The sequence below is a fragment of the Robbsia betulipollinis genome (assembly GCF_026624755.1).
Taxonomy (GTDB): Bacteria; Pseudomonadota; Gammaproteobacteria; order Burkholderiales; family Burkholderiaceae; genus Robbsia; species Robbsia betulipollinis.
Genome location: NZ_JAPMXC010000010.1, coordinates 79,078 through 96,650 on the forward strand (window position 1 = coordinate 79,078; position 17,573 = coordinate 96,650).

15 protein-coding genes and 1 pseudogene are annotated in these 17,573 nt (G+C 68.8%); 4 read left to right on the top strand and 12 right to left on the bottom strand.

Annotation, left to right across the window (positions count from 1 at the left end):
• Positions 1-27 precede the first annotated feature (27 nt).
• The 4 genes from OVY01_RS18105 to OVY01_RS18120 all read right to left on the bottom strand — a co-directional run bounded on the left by OVY01_RS18105 (position 28) and on the right by OVY01_RS18120 (position 4,407).
• Positions 28-807: an SDR family oxidoreductase gene (locus OVY01_RS18105; protein WP_432422286.1), complete on the bottom strand. Its 780-nt coding sequence runs from the start codon at positions 805-807 to the stop codon at positions 28-30.
• A gap of 57 nt (positions 808-864) precedes the next feature.
• Positions 865-1,503 (bottom strand): thiol:disulfide interchange protein DsbA/DsbL, encoded by a 639-nt coding sequence (locus OVY01_RS18110; protein ID WP_267848968.1) that lies wholly within the window; start codon positions 1,501-1,503, stop codon positions 865-867.
• 79 nt (positions 1,504-1,582) lie between these two features.
• Positions 1,583-2,413, bottom strand: a complete 831-nt coding sequence (locus OVY01_RS18115) for an SPOR domain-containing protein (protein ID WP_267848969.1) — start codon at positions 2,411-2,413, stop codon at positions 1,583-1,585.
• 116 nt (positions 2,414-2,529) lie between these two features.
• Positions 2,530-4,407, bottom strand: coding sequence for an arginine--tRNA ligase (locus OVY01_RS18120; protein WP_267848970.1), 1,878 nt, complete (start codon positions 4,405-4,407; stop codon positions 2,530-2,532).
• A gap of 197 nt (positions 4,408-4,604) precedes the next feature.
• On the opposite strand from OVY01_RS18120, the gene OVY01_RS18125 reads away from it, so the two are divergent.
• Positions 4,605-4,928 carry a DUF1840 domain-containing protein gene (locus OVY01_RS18125; RefSeq protein ID WP_267848971.1) on the top strand — a complete coding sequence of 108 codons (324 nt, stop codon included), beginning with the start codon at positions 4,605-4,607 and terminating at the stop codon, positions 4,926-4,928.
• A gap of 30 nt (positions 4,929-4,958) precedes the next feature.
• Here the strand turns inward: OVY01_RS18125 and metH are convergent, their stop codons facing one another.
• The 5 genes and pseudogenes from metH to OVY01_RS18150 all read right to left on the bottom strand — a co-directional run bounded on the left by metH (position 4,959) and on the right by OVY01_RS18150 (position 11,921).
• The gene (gene metH, locus OVY01_RS18130; RefSeq protein ID WP_267848972.1) at positions 4,959-7,694 is read right to left on the bottom strand and encodes a methionine synthase; all 2,736 of its coding nucleotides are present in this window, start codon (positions 7,692-7,694) and stop codon (positions 4,959-4,961) included.
• An 87-nt stretch (positions 7,695-7,781) separates the two neighbouring features.
• Positions 7,782-8,879 (bottom strand): homocysteine S-methyltransferase family protein, encoded by a 1,098-nt coding sequence (locus OVY01_RS18135; protein WP_267848973.1) that lies wholly within the window; start codon positions 8,877-8,879, stop codon positions 7,782-7,784.
• Between the two features lie 305 nt (positions 8,880-9,184).
• The gene (locus OVY01_RS18140) at positions 9,185-9,442 is read right to left on the bottom strand and encodes a BTH_I0359 family protein (RefSeq protein WP_267848974.1); all 258 of its coding nucleotides are present in this window, start codon (positions 9,440-9,442) and stop codon (positions 9,185-9,187) included.
• Between the two features lie 681 nt (positions 9,443-10,123).
• Positions 10,124-10,297 (bottom strand): annotated as a pseudogene (locus OVY01_RS18145) (3-oxoadipate enol-lactonase); the annotation flags it as partial.
• Positions 10,298-10,352: 55 nt separating this feature from the next.
• Positions 10,353-11,921: a DUF3108 domain-containing protein gene (locus OVY01_RS18150; protein WP_267848975.1), complete on the bottom strand. Its 1,569-nt coding sequence runs from the start codon at positions 11,919-11,921 to the stop codon at positions 10,353-10,355.
• A 272-nt stretch (positions 11,922-12,193) separates the two neighbouring features.
• Here OVY01_RS18150 and OVY01_RS18155 point away from each other — a divergent pair, with 272 nt between their 5' ends.
• A complete protein-coding gene (locus OVY01_RS18155; protein WP_267848977.1) occupies positions 12,194-13,144 on the top strand; it encodes a fumarylacetoacetate hydrolase family protein in 951 nt (316 codons plus the stop codon).
• Here the strand turns inward: OVY01_RS18155 and OVY01_RS18160 are convergent.
• The gene (locus OVY01_RS18160; RefSeq protein ID WP_267848978.1) at positions 13,136-13,744 is read right to left on the bottom strand and encodes a chalcone isomerase family protein; all 609 of its coding nucleotides are present in this window, start codon (positions 13,742-13,744) and stop codon (positions 13,136-13,138) included. The genes OVY01_RS18155 and OVY01_RS18160 overlap by 9 nt on opposite strands.
• 188 nt (positions 13,745-13,932) lie before the next feature.
• Here OVY01_RS18160 and OVY01_RS18165 point away from each other — a divergent pair, with 188 nt between their 5' ends.
• Together OVY01_RS18165 and rfaE2 are read left to right on the top strand one after the other, a co-directional pair.
• The gene (locus OVY01_RS18165) at positions 13,933-14,814 is read left to right on the top strand and encodes a ferritin family protein (protein ID WP_267848979.1); all 882 of its coding nucleotides are present in this window, start codon (positions 13,933-13,935) and stop codon (positions 14,812-14,814) included.
• Positions 14,815-14,830: 16 nt separating this feature from the next.
• Positions 14,831-15,340, top strand: coding sequence for a D-glycero-beta-D-manno-heptose 1-phosphate adenylyltransferase (gene rfaE2 / locus OVY01_RS18170; protein WP_267848980.1), 510 nt, complete (start codon positions 14,831-14,833; stop codon positions 15,338-15,340).
• 77 nt (positions 15,341-15,417) lie between these two features.
• Here the strand turns inward: rfaE2 and OVY01_RS18175 are convergent, their stop codons facing one another.
• Positions 15,418-16,362, bottom strand: coding sequence for a type III pantothenate kinase (locus OVY01_RS18175; protein ID WP_267848981.1), 945 nt, complete (start codon positions 16,360-16,362; stop codon positions 15,418-15,420).
• Positions 16,359-17,453 carry a biotin--[acetyl-CoA-carboxylase] ligase gene (locus OVY01_RS18180; RefSeq protein WP_267848982.1) on the bottom strand — a complete coding sequence of 365 codons (1,095 nt, stop codon included), beginning with the start codon at positions 17,451-17,453 and terminating at the stop codon, positions 16,359-16,361. Before OVY01_RS18180 ends, OVY01_RS18175 begins: the two co-directional genes overlap by 4 nt.
• Positions 17,454-17,573: the final 120 nt, after the last annotated feature.

Below are 17,573 nucleotides of genomic sequence, written 5' to 3' on the forward strand. Positions count from 1 at the left end.
CGCGGAGCGGCCCGGCCCGCACTTGCCTCAGCCGTCCGCGGCACGCGGTTTGCGCGGCGCGCGCGCGAACGCCCGGTCATACAGCCAGCGCGGCAGCACGTGCAGCAGCATCGACACCCCCCGCATCGGCCAGGGCAGGACCGTGAAGCGGCGGCGCGCGAGCATGGCGTCGACCGCACGTGTCGCGAAGGCGTCGGCCTCCATCAGGAAGGGCATGCGGTAGGGGTTGTGGTCGGTCATCGGCGTGCGGATGTAGCCGGGCGCGAGGGTCACCACTGCGACGCCGGTGGACCGCAGTTCGACGCGCAGGCTTTCGAGATAACGGATCGCGGCGGCCTTCGAGGCGCTGTAGGCGCCGGCGCCCGGCAGGCCGCGCACGCCGGCTACACTGGCGATGCCCACCAGAGTGCCGGCACGGGCCTCGCGCATCGCGCCGACGAAGGGTTCGAAGGTGGCGACCATGCCCAGGTAATTGACGTCCATCACGCGGCGGAAGACGTCCAGGTCGCCCAGTCCGCTGATCGAGCCGGCGCTGATGCCGGCGTTCGCGACGACGATGTCCGGCCGCCCGTGGCGCGCGGTGAAATCGGCGGCGGCGGCGGCGAGCGCCACGCTGTCGGTGACGTCGAGCACATAGGGGACGACGGTCTGGGCGGGGTGGGCGCGTGCGAAGCGTTCGAGCAGCTCCGCGCGCCGCGCGACCAGCCCCAGCGTCGCGCCGCGCCGGGCGAACTCGGCGGCCAGCGCCCAGCCGAGGCCGCTGGAGGCGCCGGTGAGGAAGACTTTCATGGACGACCCCCGATGAATGGCGCCGGCTTATGCCGGACTGCGCCGTGCCGCGCGGCGGCTACCGCCGGGCAGCGTTTAGAGTTTCTTCGCGCGCACCTGCGCGTCCAGCCAGTCGAGGACCTTGATGGTGCCGTCGAGGCTGTTGGTCTGCGCCGGCGACGTCACGTACTTGCCCTGCACGATGATCGTCGGCACGCCGTCGATCTTGTAATCGTTGAGCAGGCCGGCATCCCGCTTGACCGCCGACTGCACGCCGAAGGAGTTGTACGCATCGAGGAACTTCTGGCGGTCGACGCCGTTCTTCGCCAGGAAGTCCGCTTGCGCCTCGGGCGTCAGCAGGTAGTCCTTCTTCACGTGAATCTCGTTGAAGATCTTCGGCGTCATCTGTTCGGCGATGCCCATCGCGTCGAGCGCGTGGTAGAGGCGCGAGTGCGGTTCGAAGTCCGGGCGGAACGCCACCGGGATACGCCGGAAGACGACATCGTCGCCTTTCTGCTTCGCCCAGGCTTCGATCAGCGGTTCGAGCGCATAGCAATGCGGGCAGCCGTACCAGAAGAATTCGGTCACTTCGATCTTGCCCGGCGGCGTGGACACTGGTTGCGGCTGCGCGAGCACGGAGTAGTCGGTGCCGAGCTTCGGCGCGTTGGGCGACGCGTGCGCCGCGTTCGCCATCAGGCCCATCGAAAGAAACAAAATGCCCAGGAGTTTTTTCATTGCAAGGTTCCGCTATCGAAAAGAGGAAAGGGCGACGGGGAGCCGCCCGGTAATCCAAAGGCCATGCGGCCGGGTCATTTTACTGCTTGGTGAAACGGATCACCGCGGTGTCGACGCCGGCGCTGGAAAGATGCTGACGCACGCCGTTCATGTCGTCGAACTTCGCGAACGGGCCGACGCGTACCCGGAAGAACGTGACCGCGCCGCTGTCGCGTCGCGTGACGTGTGCGTCGTATCCCATCAGGGCCAGGCGGGCGCGTTGCTGGTCGGCATCGGATTCGGTGCGGTAGGCGCCGACCTGCAGCAGATAGCCGGTGTTCGCGTCGCCCGTCGCGGCGGCCGACGGGTTGGTGCCGGATGAGGTGCCGGATGGGGCCCCCGATGTGGCACCCGATGCCGTGCCGGGCGGTTTCGGATGGGCTGCCGATGCGGCGCTCGTGGACGACGAGGCATGCGGCGTGGGCGCATTCGACTTGGCGGGCGCGTTCGGCCAGTGCGGGGACGGGGGCGCGCTGTCGCCATCCCCGGACACCGCGGGCGCGGGCGGCGCCGAGGGGGCGGCGGGCGCGGGCACTTCGACGATTTTCGGTTCGTCGAGCAGACCCGTCGACGGGTTCGCGGGCTGCCCCGGCGCGGTGTTGGGCGGCGCGGGTTGCGCGGACTGCGGCACCGCGATGCCCGGTTTCGCGCCGGCGAGCGGGCGGTTCGGATCGACGTTGCCGCTGGCCGCATCGCCGGACGCGGCAGCCGGGCTGCGCGAGACGAACGGCGTCGGGGAGCGCGTGATGTACAGGGCGACGACCACGGCGATCGCGAGGCCGACGATCAGACCGAGCACGACGCCCAGGAAAGTACCGCCGCTCTGCCTGACGTTGCTTGGCGCGGAAGGCCGACGTTGTTTGCTTGCCATCTAGAATTCCCACAGTGATTGCATGAATCAGTCGAGCGAACGCGGAGGCCCGCATGCGCCGGGCGGCGATATCGGGCGTCGCCGCCGTCCCTTGGTTGCTGCCGGCGCGTCCCGGATTACATCTTGGCGGGCGCCGAGACGCCGATCGTCGCCAGACCGTTTTCCAGCACCTGGCGCGTGGCCGCGAGCAACGCCAGGCGCGCGCGCTTGACCTGCTCGTCGTCGACCAGCACGCGGTCGGCGTTGTAGAACGAATGGAAGTCCCCGGCCAGATCGCGCAGGTAAAAGGCCAGCGCGTGCGGCGCCAGTTCGTCGGCAGCCCGCGTCAGCATGTCCGGATACTCGGCCAGACGCGCGAGCAGCGCGACGGCGCGCTCGCTCGTCAACGGCGTCAGATCGGCGCCGCGCAGCGCTGCCGGCTCGCCGCCCCACGTGGCGAGGATCGAGCAGATCCGCGCGTGCGCGTATTGCACGTAATACACCGGATTTTCGTCATTCTGCTTCAGCGCGAGGTCGACGTCGAATACAAATTCGGTGTCGGCCTTGCGGGAAATCAGGAAGAAGCGCACCGCGTCGCGACCGCGCTGAATGATGGCGGCCGTGTCCGGGACGCCGGGCGTATCGGAACCGGCCGGCGCATCGGCGGACACGTCGTGGCGTGCGGCCCCGCCGTCGCTCCCGGCCGGCGCGTCGCCTTCCACCGGCGCGCCGCCCGACCATTCGATCAGGTCGCGCACGGTGACGTAGCTGCCGGCCCGTTTCGAGATCTTCACTTCCTGGCCATGGCGCAGCACGGTGACCATCTTGTGCAGGATGTAGTCCGGGTATCCGGCGGGAATGCCGATCGACAGCGCCTGCAATCCGGCGCGCACCCGCGCGATCGTGCCGTGGTGGTCCGAACCCTGGATGTTGATCACCTTCGTGAAGCCGCGCTGCCACTTGGCGACGTGATAGGCGACATCCGGCAGGAAATAGGTGAAGGTGCCGTCGGACTTGCGCATCACGCGGTCCTTGTCGTCGCCGTAGTCGGTGGTGCGCAGCCACAGCGCCTGGTCCTGCTCGTAGGTCTTGCCGCTGCCGATCAGCCCGGCGACCGTGCCGTCGACGCGGCCGTCGGCGTACAGCGACGATTCCAGATAGTAGTGATCGAAGCGCACGCCGAACGCCTGCAGGTCGATGTCCTGCTCGTGACGCAGATAGGCGACGGCGAAACGGCGGATGGCGTCGAAATCCTCGATGTCGCCCGCGCCCTGCACCGGCTCGCCGTCGTTCGCGGCGACGGTCCTGCGCGCAAGATAGTCGCGGGCGATGTCGCCGATGTAGTCGCCGTTGTACGCCGATTCGAGCCAGCCGGCGTCGCCGGGCTTGAATCCGCGCGCACGCGCCTGCACCGAGTGCGCGAGCGTCTGGATCTGCACGCCCGCATCGTTGTAGTAGAACTCGCGCCACACGTCCCAGCCCTGGGTCTCGAGCACATGGCCCAGCGCGTCGCCCAGTGCCGCCTGCCGGCCGTGGCCGACATGCAGCGGGCCGGTGGGATTCGCCGAAACGAATTCGATCAGCACCCGCTCGCCCGCGTGCGCGCCCGAACGGCCGAAGGCGCGCGTCTGCGTCAGCACCTCGGCGATCACCGCCTGACGGGCGGCGTCGGCCAGCCGGAAATTGATGAAGCCCGGTCCCGCGACTTCGGCGCTGGCAAGCAGGCCCGTGGCGCGCGGGTCGGCGAGCGCCGCCGCGACGATCTTCTCCGCCAACTGCCGCGGATTGCTGCGCAGCGGCTTGGCGATCTGCATGGCGACATTGCAGGCGACGTCGCCATGCGCGGCGCTTTTCGGGCGCTCCAGCAGGATGGTGACGTGCGTAGCGGCGTGCGCAGCGGCGGAAGACGCGGCGTCGGCCGGCGCGACATCGGCCGACGCGTTGGCTACCTCGACAAGCCGGGTGACGGCGTCGGACAGGATCGATTCGAGAATATGTTTGTGTTCAGGCAGCATCGGACGGTCCGGGTGAATCCTGGGCGGGCGCGCGGCTGACGTCGGCACGGCTGCGTGGCCGCGCGCCTCGGATGGAGGATTTTAGCAGGTGCTATGATGAAGACAGCCGGTTCCCGCGTCGTCGTCGTAGAGAAATCGGATGGTGGACGATCCGATCGGCGCACCGGGAGTACCAATAAAAAAAAGGAACGAATGTCATGCTCATCGCTTTCAAATCACCTGCGGCACCGGAAATCATCATGACCGAGCAGCTCGCGCAGTATCTGCTCGGGCTGCTCGGCAAGGAACTGGGCGTGCGGGGCGTCATCCATCACGATGGCATGGCCGCCGCCATCACGCGGCTCGAATACGCGGTTGCGCACGACAAGGAGCGCGCGGTATCGCATGCGACGCACTACGCGGGCGCGAGCGACGACTCGGTGCCACAGGACGGCGTGGGCCTCGCCCAGCGCGCGTTTCCGCTGCTCGACATGATGCGTCACGCACACGAGCAGAACGCCGACATTCTCTGGGGCGTGTAAGCGGCGCTGCGGCGTGCCCGCGATTGTCCCTTACAGCAGCGGCGCCAGGGCACGCCGCGCGTCGGCTTCGCCGATGCCCATGCGCGCACCGAAGTCGGCCACCTGATCCTCCGCGATCTTGCCGACTGAAAAGTAGGTGCTGTCCGGATGCGACAGATAAAATCCCGAAACGCTCGCCGCCGGCAGCATCGCCAGCGATTCCGTCACGCTCATGCCGATCTCCTCGCAGCGCAGCGTCGTGAACATGTCGCGCTTGACGAGATGGTCCGGGCAGGCCGGATAGCCCGGCGCCGGCCGGATACCCCGGTAGGCCTCCTGGATCAGCGCCTCGTTCGGCAGCTGTTCGTCGGCCGCATAACCCCATAGTTCACGCCGCACTCGCTGGTGCAGGTGCTCCGCGAAGGCTTCGGCGAAGCGGTCGGCAAGCGCCTTGAGCATGATCGCGCTGTAGTCGTCGTGCGCGTCCTCGAAGCGTTTTTCCCTGACGTCCACGCCCAACCCCGCCGTCACCGCGAACAGGCCGATGTAGTCGGCCACGCCCGATTCCTTCGGCGCGACGAAATCCGCCAGCGAGCGGTTGGGCCGACGCACGCCGTCGACGACCGGACGCTCGCTTTGCTGGCGCAGATTGCGCCAGGTCAGCGCGACCTGCTGCCGGCTCTCGTCGGTATAGATCTCGATGTCGTCGCCGTTCACCGTGTTCGCCGGCAATAGCGCGATCACGCCGTTCGCGCTCAGCCAGCGGCCCTGGACGATCTGCGTGAGCATCTTCCTGCCGTCGGCCATCACGCGCCGCGCGGCGTCGCCCACCACCGCGTCGTCGAGGATCGCGGGGTAGGGGCCGGCCAGATCCCAGGTCTGAAAGAACGGGCCCCAGTCGATGTATTCGGCCAGTTGCGCGAGGTCGTAATTCTTGAACACGCGCCGCCCGATGAAGCGCGGCGCGGGCGGCGTGTAGGCCTGCCAGTCCACCACGTGCCGGTTGTCGCGCGCCTGTTGCAGCGTGACCATCGGCTGCGCCTTCTTGTTTGCGTGCTGCTGGCGGATGCGTTCGTAATCGGTGCGGATGCCCGCCAGATAGGTGGCGACGCCATCGTCGGACAGCAGGCTCGAGGCCACCGACACCGAACGCGACGCATCCGGCACGTACACCACCGGGCCGTCGTAATGCGGCGCGATCTTCACCGCGGTGTGCACGCGCGAGGTGGTCGCGCCGCCGATCAGCAACGGCACCTGCCGCTCGCGGAAATAGTCGTCGCGCTGCATTTCCGAGGCCACATACGCCATCTCCTCCAGGCTTGGCGTGATCAGCCCGGACAGCCCGATGATGTCGGCGTTCTCCTCGCGGGCCTTTTTCAGGATATCGGCGCACGACACCATCACGCCCATATTGACCACTTCGAAGTTATTGCACTGCAGCACCACCGACACGATGTTCTTGCCGATGTCGTGCACGTCGCCCTTGACCGTGGCGATCACGATCTTGCCCTTCGCGCGCACGTCGGCGCCGGCGGCGGCCATCCGCGCCTTTTCCTCTTCGATGAAGGGGATCAGGTGCGCGACGGCCTGCTTCATCACGCGCGCGGACTTCACCACCTGCGGCAGAAACATCTTGCCCGCGCCGAAGAGGTCGCCGACGACGTTCATGCCGTCCATCAAGGGCCCCTCGATGACCTGTATCGGCCGGCCGCCGGCCGCGGCGATCTGCGCGCGCGATTCCTCGGTGTCCTCGACGATGAAGGTGGTGATGCCCTGCACCAGCGCGTGCGCGAGCCGCTGCGCGACCGGCTGCGCGCGCCATTCCAGGTTTTCTTCCTTTCTCGCGCCGCCGCCGCCCTTGAAGCGGTCGGCGATCTCCAGCAGGCGTTCGGTCCCGTCCTCGCGTCGGTTCAGGACGACGTCCTCCACGCGCTCGCGCAGTTCCGGATCCAGGTTCGCGTAGACGCCGAGTTGCCCGGCGTTGACGATGCCCATGTCCATGCCGGCCGCGATCGCGTGGTACAGGAACACCGTGTGGATGGCTTCGCGCACCGCGTCGTTGCCGCGAAACGAGAACGAGACGTTCGACACGCCGCCGCTCACCTTCGCGTACGGCAGGTTTTCCTTGATCCAGCGCGTCGCGTTGATGAAGTCGACCGCGTAGTTGTTGTGCTCCTCGATGCCGGTCGCGATCGCGAAGATGTTCGGGTCGAAGATGATGTCTTCCGGCAGGAAGCCCACTTCGTTGACCAGCACGTCGTAGCTGCGCCTGCAGATTTCGGTCTTGCGCGCAAAGGTGTCGGCCTGGCCCTGTTCGTCGAACGCCATCACCACCGCGGCGGCGCCGTAGCGGCGCACCAGGCGCGCGTGGTGGACGAAGGCGGCGTCGCCTTCCTTCAGCGAGATGGAATTGACGATCGGTTTGCCCTGCACGCATTGCAGTCCCGCTTCGATGACGTCCCATTTCGACGAGTCGATCATGATCGGCACGCGGGCGATGTCGGGCTCCGAGGCGATCAGATTCAGAAAACGGACCATCGCCGCCTTCGAATCGAGCATGGCCTCGTCCATATTGATATCGATGACCTGCGCGCCGTTCTCGACCTGCTGGCGGGCGACCGCGATCGCTTCGTCGAACTGCTCGTTGAGGATCAGCCGGGCGAAGGCCTTCGAGCCGGTGACGTTGGTGCGCTCGCCGACGTTGATGAACAGCGCGCCGGCGCCGACATTGAAGGGTTCGAGCCCCGCGAGGCGCATCGGGTGGTCGGGCTGGTGGGCTTCGGTCATGCTTTTTTCTCTGTCTACGGGCGGGCAGGGCGCTGCGGGCTGGCGCACCGACGCGGGGGAGGCGTGGGCGGCCGGCGTGTCGGCCGATCAGGCGGCGTCGCGGTACTGGGTCGGCCAGGGGCGCGGCTTGACCGCCTGGATGGCCTTCGCGATTTCCGCGATATGCTCGGGCGTGGTGCCGCAGCAGCCGCCCGCCACATTCATCAGGCCGGCGGTCGCGAATTCGTGCAACAGGCGCGAGGTCACGTCGGGCGTCTCGTCGAAGCCGGTGTCGCTCATCGGGTTCGGCAGGCCGGCGTTCGGATAGCAGGACACGCCGCAATCGCACAGTTTCGCGAGTTCGGCGATATAGGGGCGCATCAGCGCGGCGCCCAGCGCGCAGTTCAGGCCGAAGGTCAGCGGCTTCGCATGCCGCAGCGAATTCCAGAACGCCTCGACGGTCTGCCCGGACAGGATGCGCCCGGACGCATCGGTCACGGTGCCGGAAATCATGATCGGCAGGCGCTCGCCGCTGTCCTCGAACAACTGGTCGAGCGCGAACAGCGCCGCTTTCGCGTTCAGCGTGTCGAAGATCGTTTCCACCAGGAACAGGTCGGCGCCGCCGTCCATCAGGGCCTTGGCCTGTTCGTAATAGGTCTGCCGCAATTCGTCGAAGGTGACGTTGCGCGCGCCCGGGTCGTTGACGTCCGGCGAGATGCTCGCGGTCTTCGGTGTCGGGCCGATGGCGCCGGCGACGAAGCGCGGCTTGTCGGCGGTGCCGGCCGCGTCGCATGCGGCGCGGGCGATGCGCGCCGATTCGCGGTTCATCTCGATGGCGAGGTCTTCCATCCGGTAATCGGCCTGCGCGACGCGGGTCGCCCCGAAGGTATTGGTCTCGATGATGTCCGCGCCGGCCTGGAGATACTGATCGTGAATCTCGCGGATGATCTGCGGTTGCGTGAGCGACAGCAACTCGTTGTTGCCCTTGACGTCCTGCGCGATCGACGCGAAGCGCTCGCCGCGGTACCGCGCTTCGTCGAGTTTGTAGCGCTGGATCATCGTGCCCATCGCGCCGTCGAGGATCAGGATGCGGCGCGCCAGCAGCGCCGGCAACTGCGTGCCCCGGGTGTAGGCGCGCACGGGCGGCTGCGCGGTGGACGGCGTAGCGGTCGGGGACGGCGACGAAGCGGCGTGGGCAAGGGTCATGGAGGGCGGCGGCGTGACGCGGGAGCGCGGGAAAGAACAGATTCTAGCCTGATCGGCCCGCCGTGACAGCGCGCGTGGCAGCTGCGGCGAATCCGGCCACCCTTGCCGCGGGTGTGGCGCTGGCGGAAGGAGCGCGGGCGGACGACCGCCGGTGTGCCGGCCAAGCCCGAAGCGAGGGGGGAACAGGACGGTGAAGTGGGGGCGTCAAGCAGGGTTGGCGAAGCGGGGCCGGCGAAGCGGGATGGGCGAAGCGGGGTGCGAGACGCAGGGCCGTGCGGCCGGCCGGAATGCGCCGGGGGGATGGGTCAGTGCAGAATGACGGGATGGTTCATGAGGTCGTCGAACTGGCCGAGGAATTCGTCGACTTCGTCGGTCGTGGGTTCCTGTTCGATCAGCTTCTGCACATGCTCCCTGAAGCGGTTCGCCAGCTCGCCTTCGATGAAAAGTTCACGCTGCAGGTTCTTGTCGACGATTTCATAGCCGCCGGCATTCATCAATTGATGGCCGCGTTCGGCCGGAAACTCGACCACGCAGTAGTTGGGGCTGTTGTAGATCATTTGCATCGCGATGCTCCAGTGGTTCCTGCCATCTTTACCGCTTGTTGCCGCACGCCTGCCGCTCGCCGTCCACTCTCATCGTCCACGCCTCATTGCCCACGTTCCTAGATTGGCGTAAAAAACCGGGCCGGTAAAGCGGCCAATTGTGCCTGCGGTTACGGGATTGGCAATCACGCAACAACGGACGCAGCGGTGGATGAAACGAAGGGCGTCACGAAAGCGGCAGCCGGTCATTGGCCGATGATCCCAAATGGGGTCCGTCCGAGCGATTGCAAGTCCTGTGGCAAGCACCGTGCCCACCCCAAGCCCCGTGCGGTGGTTTTCCGGGCCGTGATTCCTTCAGACCGGTGGCGACGCCGGCTCCGCCGCGTTCAGGAAGTCCAGCAGCGCGGCGGCGAAGCGTCCCGGATGCTCGATCGTCGCGAGATGCGCGCCGGGCAGCCGCAGATGCGGTCCGGCGGGAATCTCCGGCGATACGGCCGGTATCGGCGTGGGACATGCTCTGGCCGGCGATGGCGATGGCGATGGCGATGGCGATGGCGATGGCGATGGCGATGGCGATGGCGATGGCGATGGCGGGACTGGCGCCGCCGCCGCTGCGGCGGACGTTTCCGCGTACGTCTCCCCGGTGACCACCAGGGTGGGCGCCTGGATCTGGGAAAAGCGCGCGAAGCCGTCGCCGGCCGGCCCATGGCCGCGCAGGTCGTAGCGCAGTACCCGAAAGTGCTCGCTGAAGGCCGTCGCCAGTTGGTCCCAGATCGACAGGTCCCCGCCCAGCGGATGAATGAAGGTCAACCAGCCGCCGGTGCCTTCGCTGGAAAGCAGATAGCGTGTGTCGACGCCGTGGATTTTTGCCTGCATGACTTCCTCCGGGGGAGCGGTTGCGTATCCTGGCTCCCGGGCATCCCGGCTGACGTCATGGCCGGTCGGGACGCGGGCCGGTGGCGCCCGGGGGCATGGCGGCGGGCGTGCCGTCGGAAGCGTCGCGCGTACCCGCAGGAGGGGATGCGCGCGCCGCCCCGATCCGCGCGCCGCCGTGATAGACCAACTCTATCTGCGTCCCGTTCGGTTCCGTCTGCATGATGCGCACCGGCAGCCAGCCAAGCGAGGGCGCGAGCCAGACATCGATGCGCCGGCGATCCCCCGCATGGCGCGGCAGGCGGGTGAAGCGCACGGCATCGATCGTGCCGTCGGCCAGCGCGACCGGATCCGCACCGATGGTCTGGATCGGCCAGGTCTCGCCGCTGTCGTCGTCGAAGACGAAGAACTCGCGCGTGACCCCGGGTTGATAGCGCCGCGGCTCGCCCCGCACCAGGCTGGCGAGCTGGAAGATCATGCTGAACCGGTCCTGCGCGCCGTCCGGCAGGGCCACGCTGTTTGGCGTGCGGGTGAACGCGACGTGCGGCGTGGGCAGTGTGCGGTCGAACCGCGAGACGTCGCTGCCCCGGTGCCCACGGGTTTCGGTATAGACGTCCGGCGCCAACCCGAAGGCATCGATGTGTCCGACGCTCGTATAGCGATAGGTGCCGACGAACGGCAGCGGCAGCGAGATCACCAGTTCGTACTGGCGGCCGTCGGTACGCCAGTGGATGGTGCCGCTCTGGTTTTGCGCGCCGTTGAAGAAAGTGTCGTAGCGCAGATCGCTGGAGGGCAGCAGCGCGAAACGCGTGCCGTGGGCCGGTCCCGTTGCGGGGTTGCCGACGGATGCGCGGGACGGCGTGCCGCCGCCCACTGGCTGGCCGGCGGCGTTCGTCCCGCCGGGGAGGAGCGGCGCCGCGACGGTCCCGCTGGCCGGCGCGGCACCGGGCGCCGTGGCGCTGGATGCCGCTGCGACGGGCGCCGATGCGACAGACGACGTGGAAGACGCTGCCGCGGCGGCCGACGCACTGGCAGGATCGGCGGCCGGCGCCTGTGGCGCCGTTTCGCTGGCGCGGGTCGTGGCGTCTGCCTCGCTGGCACCGCTGGCACCGGCACCGCTGGCACTGGCGCTGGCACCGCTGGCACTGGCGCTGGCACCGCTGGCACCGCTGACGTCGGGAAGTGCCGCGTCGGTCTGGCGGGTGTGATGCGTGGCGGGTGCCTCGACGCCGGCGGCTTTTCGGGATGCCGCGGGCTCGGTGACGCGGGGCGCGGTGCCCGATGGCGTCATGCGGCTCAGCCCCTGGAGGACGCCCCGTGTCTGCCGGGCGTGATCCGCCGGCGCATGCGCGGCGCCGTGCGTATCGGCGGGCGTATCGGCGGGCGTATCGGCGGGCGTATCGGCGGGCGTGCCGCCGTCGCCTGCCGCGATCCGCGTGGGTTTCAGCAGGGCGATCTCGACCAGGGTGGGTGCCGCCGGCGGCGCGGCGTGCGTGCGGCGCAGCATCAGCCAGGCGCCCGCCGCCAGGTGGCCCAGCAGCACGACGAGGACGACCGCGACCCAGCGGCGTAGCGGCCGCCGGCGGGCGACGCGGCGAGAAGAGAGGGGTGGCAGGAGCGACGGCAAGGCGTTAGAGGACGTTATGCACTTTGACAGGTTTGCGAATGGGGCCGCGGGTCGTCGGGGAAGCCGTACGCCGCGTCGTGTGACTGTGCCACACAAGCGGCCCACGATCCCGCGCGGCGCCGGCGAACGTGCGCGCGGCGCGCGGCGTCCGCCTCCCGCCATTGTCGCCGATTGCCTCCGCGCCGCGGCGCGTGACCGACGTCGTTCGCGCGGGCGCAGGCATCGCGCTGGCGTAGAATAGCCCGCCCCGACACCTCCCTTTTTGCCCGAAGATGAAGCTTGCCACGCTGAAGGACGGAACGCGCGACGGCCAACTCGTCGTCGTCTCGCGCGACCTGCACACCGCCGTGATCGCCGACGCGATCGCGCCCACGCTGCAACGCGTCATCGAGGACTGGGCATTCCACGCGCCGCAACTGCGCGCCTTGTACGAGGCGCTGAATACCGGTCGCGCGCGGCGCGCGTTCGGCTTCGAACCCAAGGACTGCATGGCACCCTTGCCGCGCGCGTACCGGATGATCGCGCATGCGGCGTACGCCACGGCAGGCGTCGACCCCGCACGCACCGGTGCGGCGCCCATGATGCTGGCCGCGCGGCGCGGCGACGCGCTGCTGGGCGCGTGCGACGATGTCCTGGTCGACGAGGCGGATGCGGGGCTGACGTGCGACGTCGGCCTGGCGGCCATCCTGGGCGATCTGCCTCCCGGCAGCGCGCCGGCGCGTGCGGCCGACCGCCTCCATCTGCTGATGCTCGCCGATATCTTCGCCGCGCCGGCCGGCCCTGGCCGGGACGGCGGCGAACCGTTGCGGCAGTACGACCGCTGCGCGTTCTCGCCGGTCGCGGTGACGCCCGACGAATTCGGCGCCGCCTGGCAGGGCGTGCGATTGACGGCGCGTGTCGACGTCCAGCTCAATGGGCGGCGCGTCGAACCGCGTGGCGTCGAGGCCGAGGCCGACCGGGCGGCGGATTTCGCGCAGCTCGCCGCGGCGATCGCCCGCACCCAGGGCGTCGCCGCCGGCACCATCGTCGTCAGCGCCACCTTGCGCGGCGTCGCCGGCTTTGAAGCCGGGACCGAAGCCCGTGCCGCCGCGGACGCGGCGCCGGTCTCGCCGCGCGGACTGGAAACCGGCGACCGGATCCGGGTCGACAGTCTCGACGCCACGGGTGAGTCGGTGTGCGGCGTGATCGAACACAGCATCGTCCCGGCCGACGATTCAGTGTGACCCTTGCATCAGCTGCGCGCGCAGGCCCGGCACGGTGCTGGCGGGGTTCAGCCAGATCCCGAAATAAGCCCGTGCGAACGCCTGGCCGGGAACGGCGCCGAAGGGCTCGCCGTTGCGATAGAAGCGGGTGCCGTGTTGCGGTTGAAAGACGGCCGTCAAATGGTCGGCCGCCCGCAGGTCGGGCAACAGCGTCCGCAGGCGCTCGTACCATGCCTGGATCTGCGGCGTGGCCGCGATGCCCATGTCGGCCATCTGCGTGCGGACGCTGTCGGCGACGCCCTGGCCCGTGCAGGGCTTCACGTACTCGAAATCCAGCGCGAACGATTCGCGCGTCAGGTCCTCGGGCGAAAACGACCCGGGATCGATGAACAGCTTGACCGCGTAGACTGCCTGCCCATAGCGGTGCATCGTCGCCGCGCCGCTGAGCCGCGCCGCGGGGACCTGTTCGGGCACGAAATCCAGCGGGTCGTAGGCGTGCGCCGGTCCCGCCATGCCGATCACGCCACAGATCGCCAGACATGCCACCCGCGACGCGCGCAGAAATGCCGCCGCGCGCACGACGCTTCGCGCGTATTTGCTTGATTCTTTCAATGCTTGCATGGGAACATGACCGGAGAATGGCTTTTTCGTTGCCAAAAAACGCCATGTTATGATGCCTCGCGCATGCACAGGGCATGATCCTGGCGCAGAATGAAGCCGCACTGGATTTCCTGTGCCAGGACAAGGCGGCCGCCGACAGGTGTCTATAAGATGACACTCAGGCAAGTTCCGAAGAGGTTAGAGAAAAAATGAACGGTATGCTTTATCCCGAGTTGTACAAGTCGCTCGAGTCGGTTCGCTGGGACATGGACAAGGACATCCCCTGGGACACGTTCGATCCGGCATTGCTGTCCGACGAGCAGGCCATGACGGTGAAGATGAACGCGATCACCGAATGGGCCGCCCTGCCGGCGACCGAAATGTTCCTGCGCGACAACCGTCACGACAGCGACTTCTCGGCGTTCATCAGCGTCTGGTTCTTCGAAGAGCAGAAGCATTCTCTGGTTCTGATGGAATACCTGCGCCGGTTCAAGCCCGAGTTCGTGCCGACCGAGGCGGAACTGCACGCCGTGCGCTTCCCGTTCGATCCGGCGCCGCCGCTCGAGACGCTGATGCTGCACTTCTGCGGCGAGATTCGCCTGAACCACTGGTATCGCTGCGCGGCGGACTGGCATACGGAACCGGTGATCAAGCAGATCTACAATACGATCTCCCGCGACGAGGCCCGCCACGGCGGCGCCTACCTGCGCTACATGAAGCGGGCGATGACGCAGACCGGCGACGTCGCGCGCGCCGCGTTCGCGAAGATCGGCGTGCTGATGGCATCGGCACGCCGCACCGAGAAGCCGCTGCACCCCACCAATCTGCACGTCAATCGCGAGATGTTCCCGAACGATACGGTGCAGTCCCGTCTTCCGGATCCGGAGTGGCTCGAACACTGGCTCGACGACCAGATCCGTTTCGACACGACCTGGGAGCAAAAGGTGGTCGAGCGGATCCTGCACAACCTGTCGGTTCTCTTCGAGCAGCCGTTCGCGACGGTGCAGGAGCTCAACCGCTACCGCAAGCTCGCGGTCCAGCGCCTGCAGGCGGCCAGCCTCGACGTCGAAGACGGCGTGCAGCCCGCCTGAGCGGAGAACCGACGCGATGGCGCACCCCGCTCCTCCCGGCTTCGAACGCAAGATCGTCACGCTCGACATGCTCGCGGCGCGGCGCGCGGAGATGCCGGATCCGGTGGTCTTCACGAACGGCGTCTTCGACATTCTGCATCGCGGCCACGTGACCTATCTGGCGAGCGCGCGGGCCCTGGGCGCCTTTCTGATCGTCGGCGTCAACAGCGACGCCTCGGTGCGCACGCTGGGAAAGGGCGACGATCGTCCGATCAATCGCGAGGAGGACCGCATGGCCTTGCTCGCGGCACTCGCCGACGTGGACGCCGTCGTACGCTTCGATGAATCCACGCCGGTGGCGCTGATCCGCGCGCTGCGCCCGGACATTCTCGTCAAGGGCGGCGACTACGATATGGACGCCTTGCCGGAATCGGCGCTGGTGCGCGGTTGGGGCGGGCGGGCGTTGGCGATTCCGTTCGAGCATGAGCGCTCGACCACCGCGCTGCTCAAGAAGGTACGCGGCGTGGCGTCGGGCATCGCAGGCTGAATTCTCCTCGCGCCTCGACCGGCGCGATTTCCCCGGACGCAAACCCCTGCCCGGGCGCCGTGTCGGCGCGCGGGCGGCTACGCTATCGGTGCGGTAGCGTCGGCGGCGATCAGGGCCAGGCCCGCGAGCACCAGATGGTCATGGCGGGTGAACGGAATGGTCAGCGCCTGGACGACTTCGGGCGCCGCGCCGCCGCTGACGATGCAGCGCACCGGGCCGCCCGAACGGGCATGGGCGGCCCGCCAGGCCGATTCGATCAGACCCACCTGGGCCAGACGGCAGCCCTCCAGCAATGCGGTGGCCGTGGTCCGCGCGAACAGCGGCGTGTCGACGGCACCGGCCGCATCGGTGCCGGCCGCACGCGGCATGACGGCGGCCCCGTCCGTGACGCGCGATGTGCCGGCCGATGCGCCGGTGGATGCGTTGGCCGACACGCCGGGCGGCACGGCAGGCGCGTCGAGCAGACGCCGCGCATCATCGCGATTCAGCGACGGCAATTGCGCAGTGTGCTCGCCGAGCGAGCGCATCATCAGGGTCCAGCCGGGAGCAATCAGTCCGCCGACGAAGTGGCCGTGCGCGTCGATGGCGTCGATCGTGGTCGCGGTGCCGAGCGTGGCGATCAGCAAGGCCTCGCCGGGGTACAGCGCATGGGCGCCGATCATGCCGGCCCAGCGGTCGCTGCCCAGTTTCGCGGGTTCGACGTAGTCGTTCACCAGCCCGCATTGCGCGGGCCGCGCGGCGATGGTCGTGCGCGGCACCCCGGGCCACTGGCGTTCGAGCAGCGCCGCGAGCCGGGCAGCGGACGCGGCGCCGGCGACGTTCGAGATCCAGATCGCGCCGGGCCGCGGCAGTCGCGCCCATTCGGCGAGCAGATTCGCTTCGGCGGTATCGCCCGGGAGGCGGTCGAAGGAACCGCCCCGGGTCGTGCCGCCCGCGGCGTCGCGCAGGGCCCACTTCACCCGGCTGTTGCCGGCGTCGATCAACAGCAGCGGACAGGGCGATGCGAGGGTGTCGGCGGTCATGCGCGGGCGTCCGTGTCGGACGAGGGCGTGGCGGACGGCACCGTGGCGTCCGGCGCCAGCCGCAGCGAGACGTCGCCGGCGGTGACGGCCTGCAACGGGCCGCGCGGCGCGTCGCCGGCGGCGTCCGGCGCGATCAGCAGACGCCCGGCGGCGTCGATGCCGACCGCCGTGCCGCGCAGCTGCTCGCGGCCGTGGTCGAGGATCGACACCGCGCGTGCGGCGAAGCGGTGGTCGGCCCACCAGCGGTCGCGGAACGGGCCCAGGCCCTCCGCCGCGAAGCGCGCTAGCGCCACGTCGAGCGCGGCCAGGATGCCGGCGAGCGCCGCCTCGGGCAGGGCGTCGGATGCGTCGTGGGGCAGCGCGTCCATGGCGCCCGGTGCCTCCGGCGTATCGGATGACGGTACGCCCGTCGGCGCGTCGAGATTCCCTATCCATGTCTCGTCCGCGGGCAGGACCGAGGCCAGTACCGCCGGACGCAGCGCGGGGGCGGTGCCGGGAGCATCCGCCGGCGGCGTGGCGAGCACGATGTCGCCCCGCAGATTGAGCCCGATGCCGATCACCAGCGCCGTCGCATGGGGCGCGCTCGCGGCGCTTTCGATCAGAATGCCGCCGAGCTTGGCGTCGTCGAGGAGGATATCGTTCGGCCATTTCAGACCGAGCCGCCCCGGCTGCGTGAGCGGCAGGCGCCGCAACCCGTCGAGCACGGCGACGCCCACCGCGAGACTCAGTCCCGACAGCGCGCTCAGCGGCCGCGGCATGACGATGCCCAGCGAAAACAGCAGGCTGTTGCCGGGCGTCGAGACCCATGGGCGGCCGAGGCGTCCGCGACCCGCCGACTGCCGCCGCGCGCGCCGCGCCACGGGCGGGAAATGCGTGCAGGCCTCCTGCCAGCTCAGCGGCGCGGGCAAGGCCTGCAGGCGCGGCCGGATCGGCGCGGCCGCATCGGCGAACGCGGCGAGCAGGTCGGCATTGGTGGAGCCGGTGGCGTCGACGCGCTCGACCCGCCAGCCTGCGCAGGCGTCGGCGGTTCGCGCGGTCTCGGGCGGCGCGGGCGGTAAGGACGGGGACGAGGAGGGCGGCATCGGGTTCATCCGCATATTGTAACGAGGCGTCGTGCAACAGGCGTCGTGCAACAGGCGTTGTGCAACAGGCGTCGTGCAACGGGCGTCGTACGACGGGGCGTGCAACAGGCGCACGCGTAGGTCGTGGTG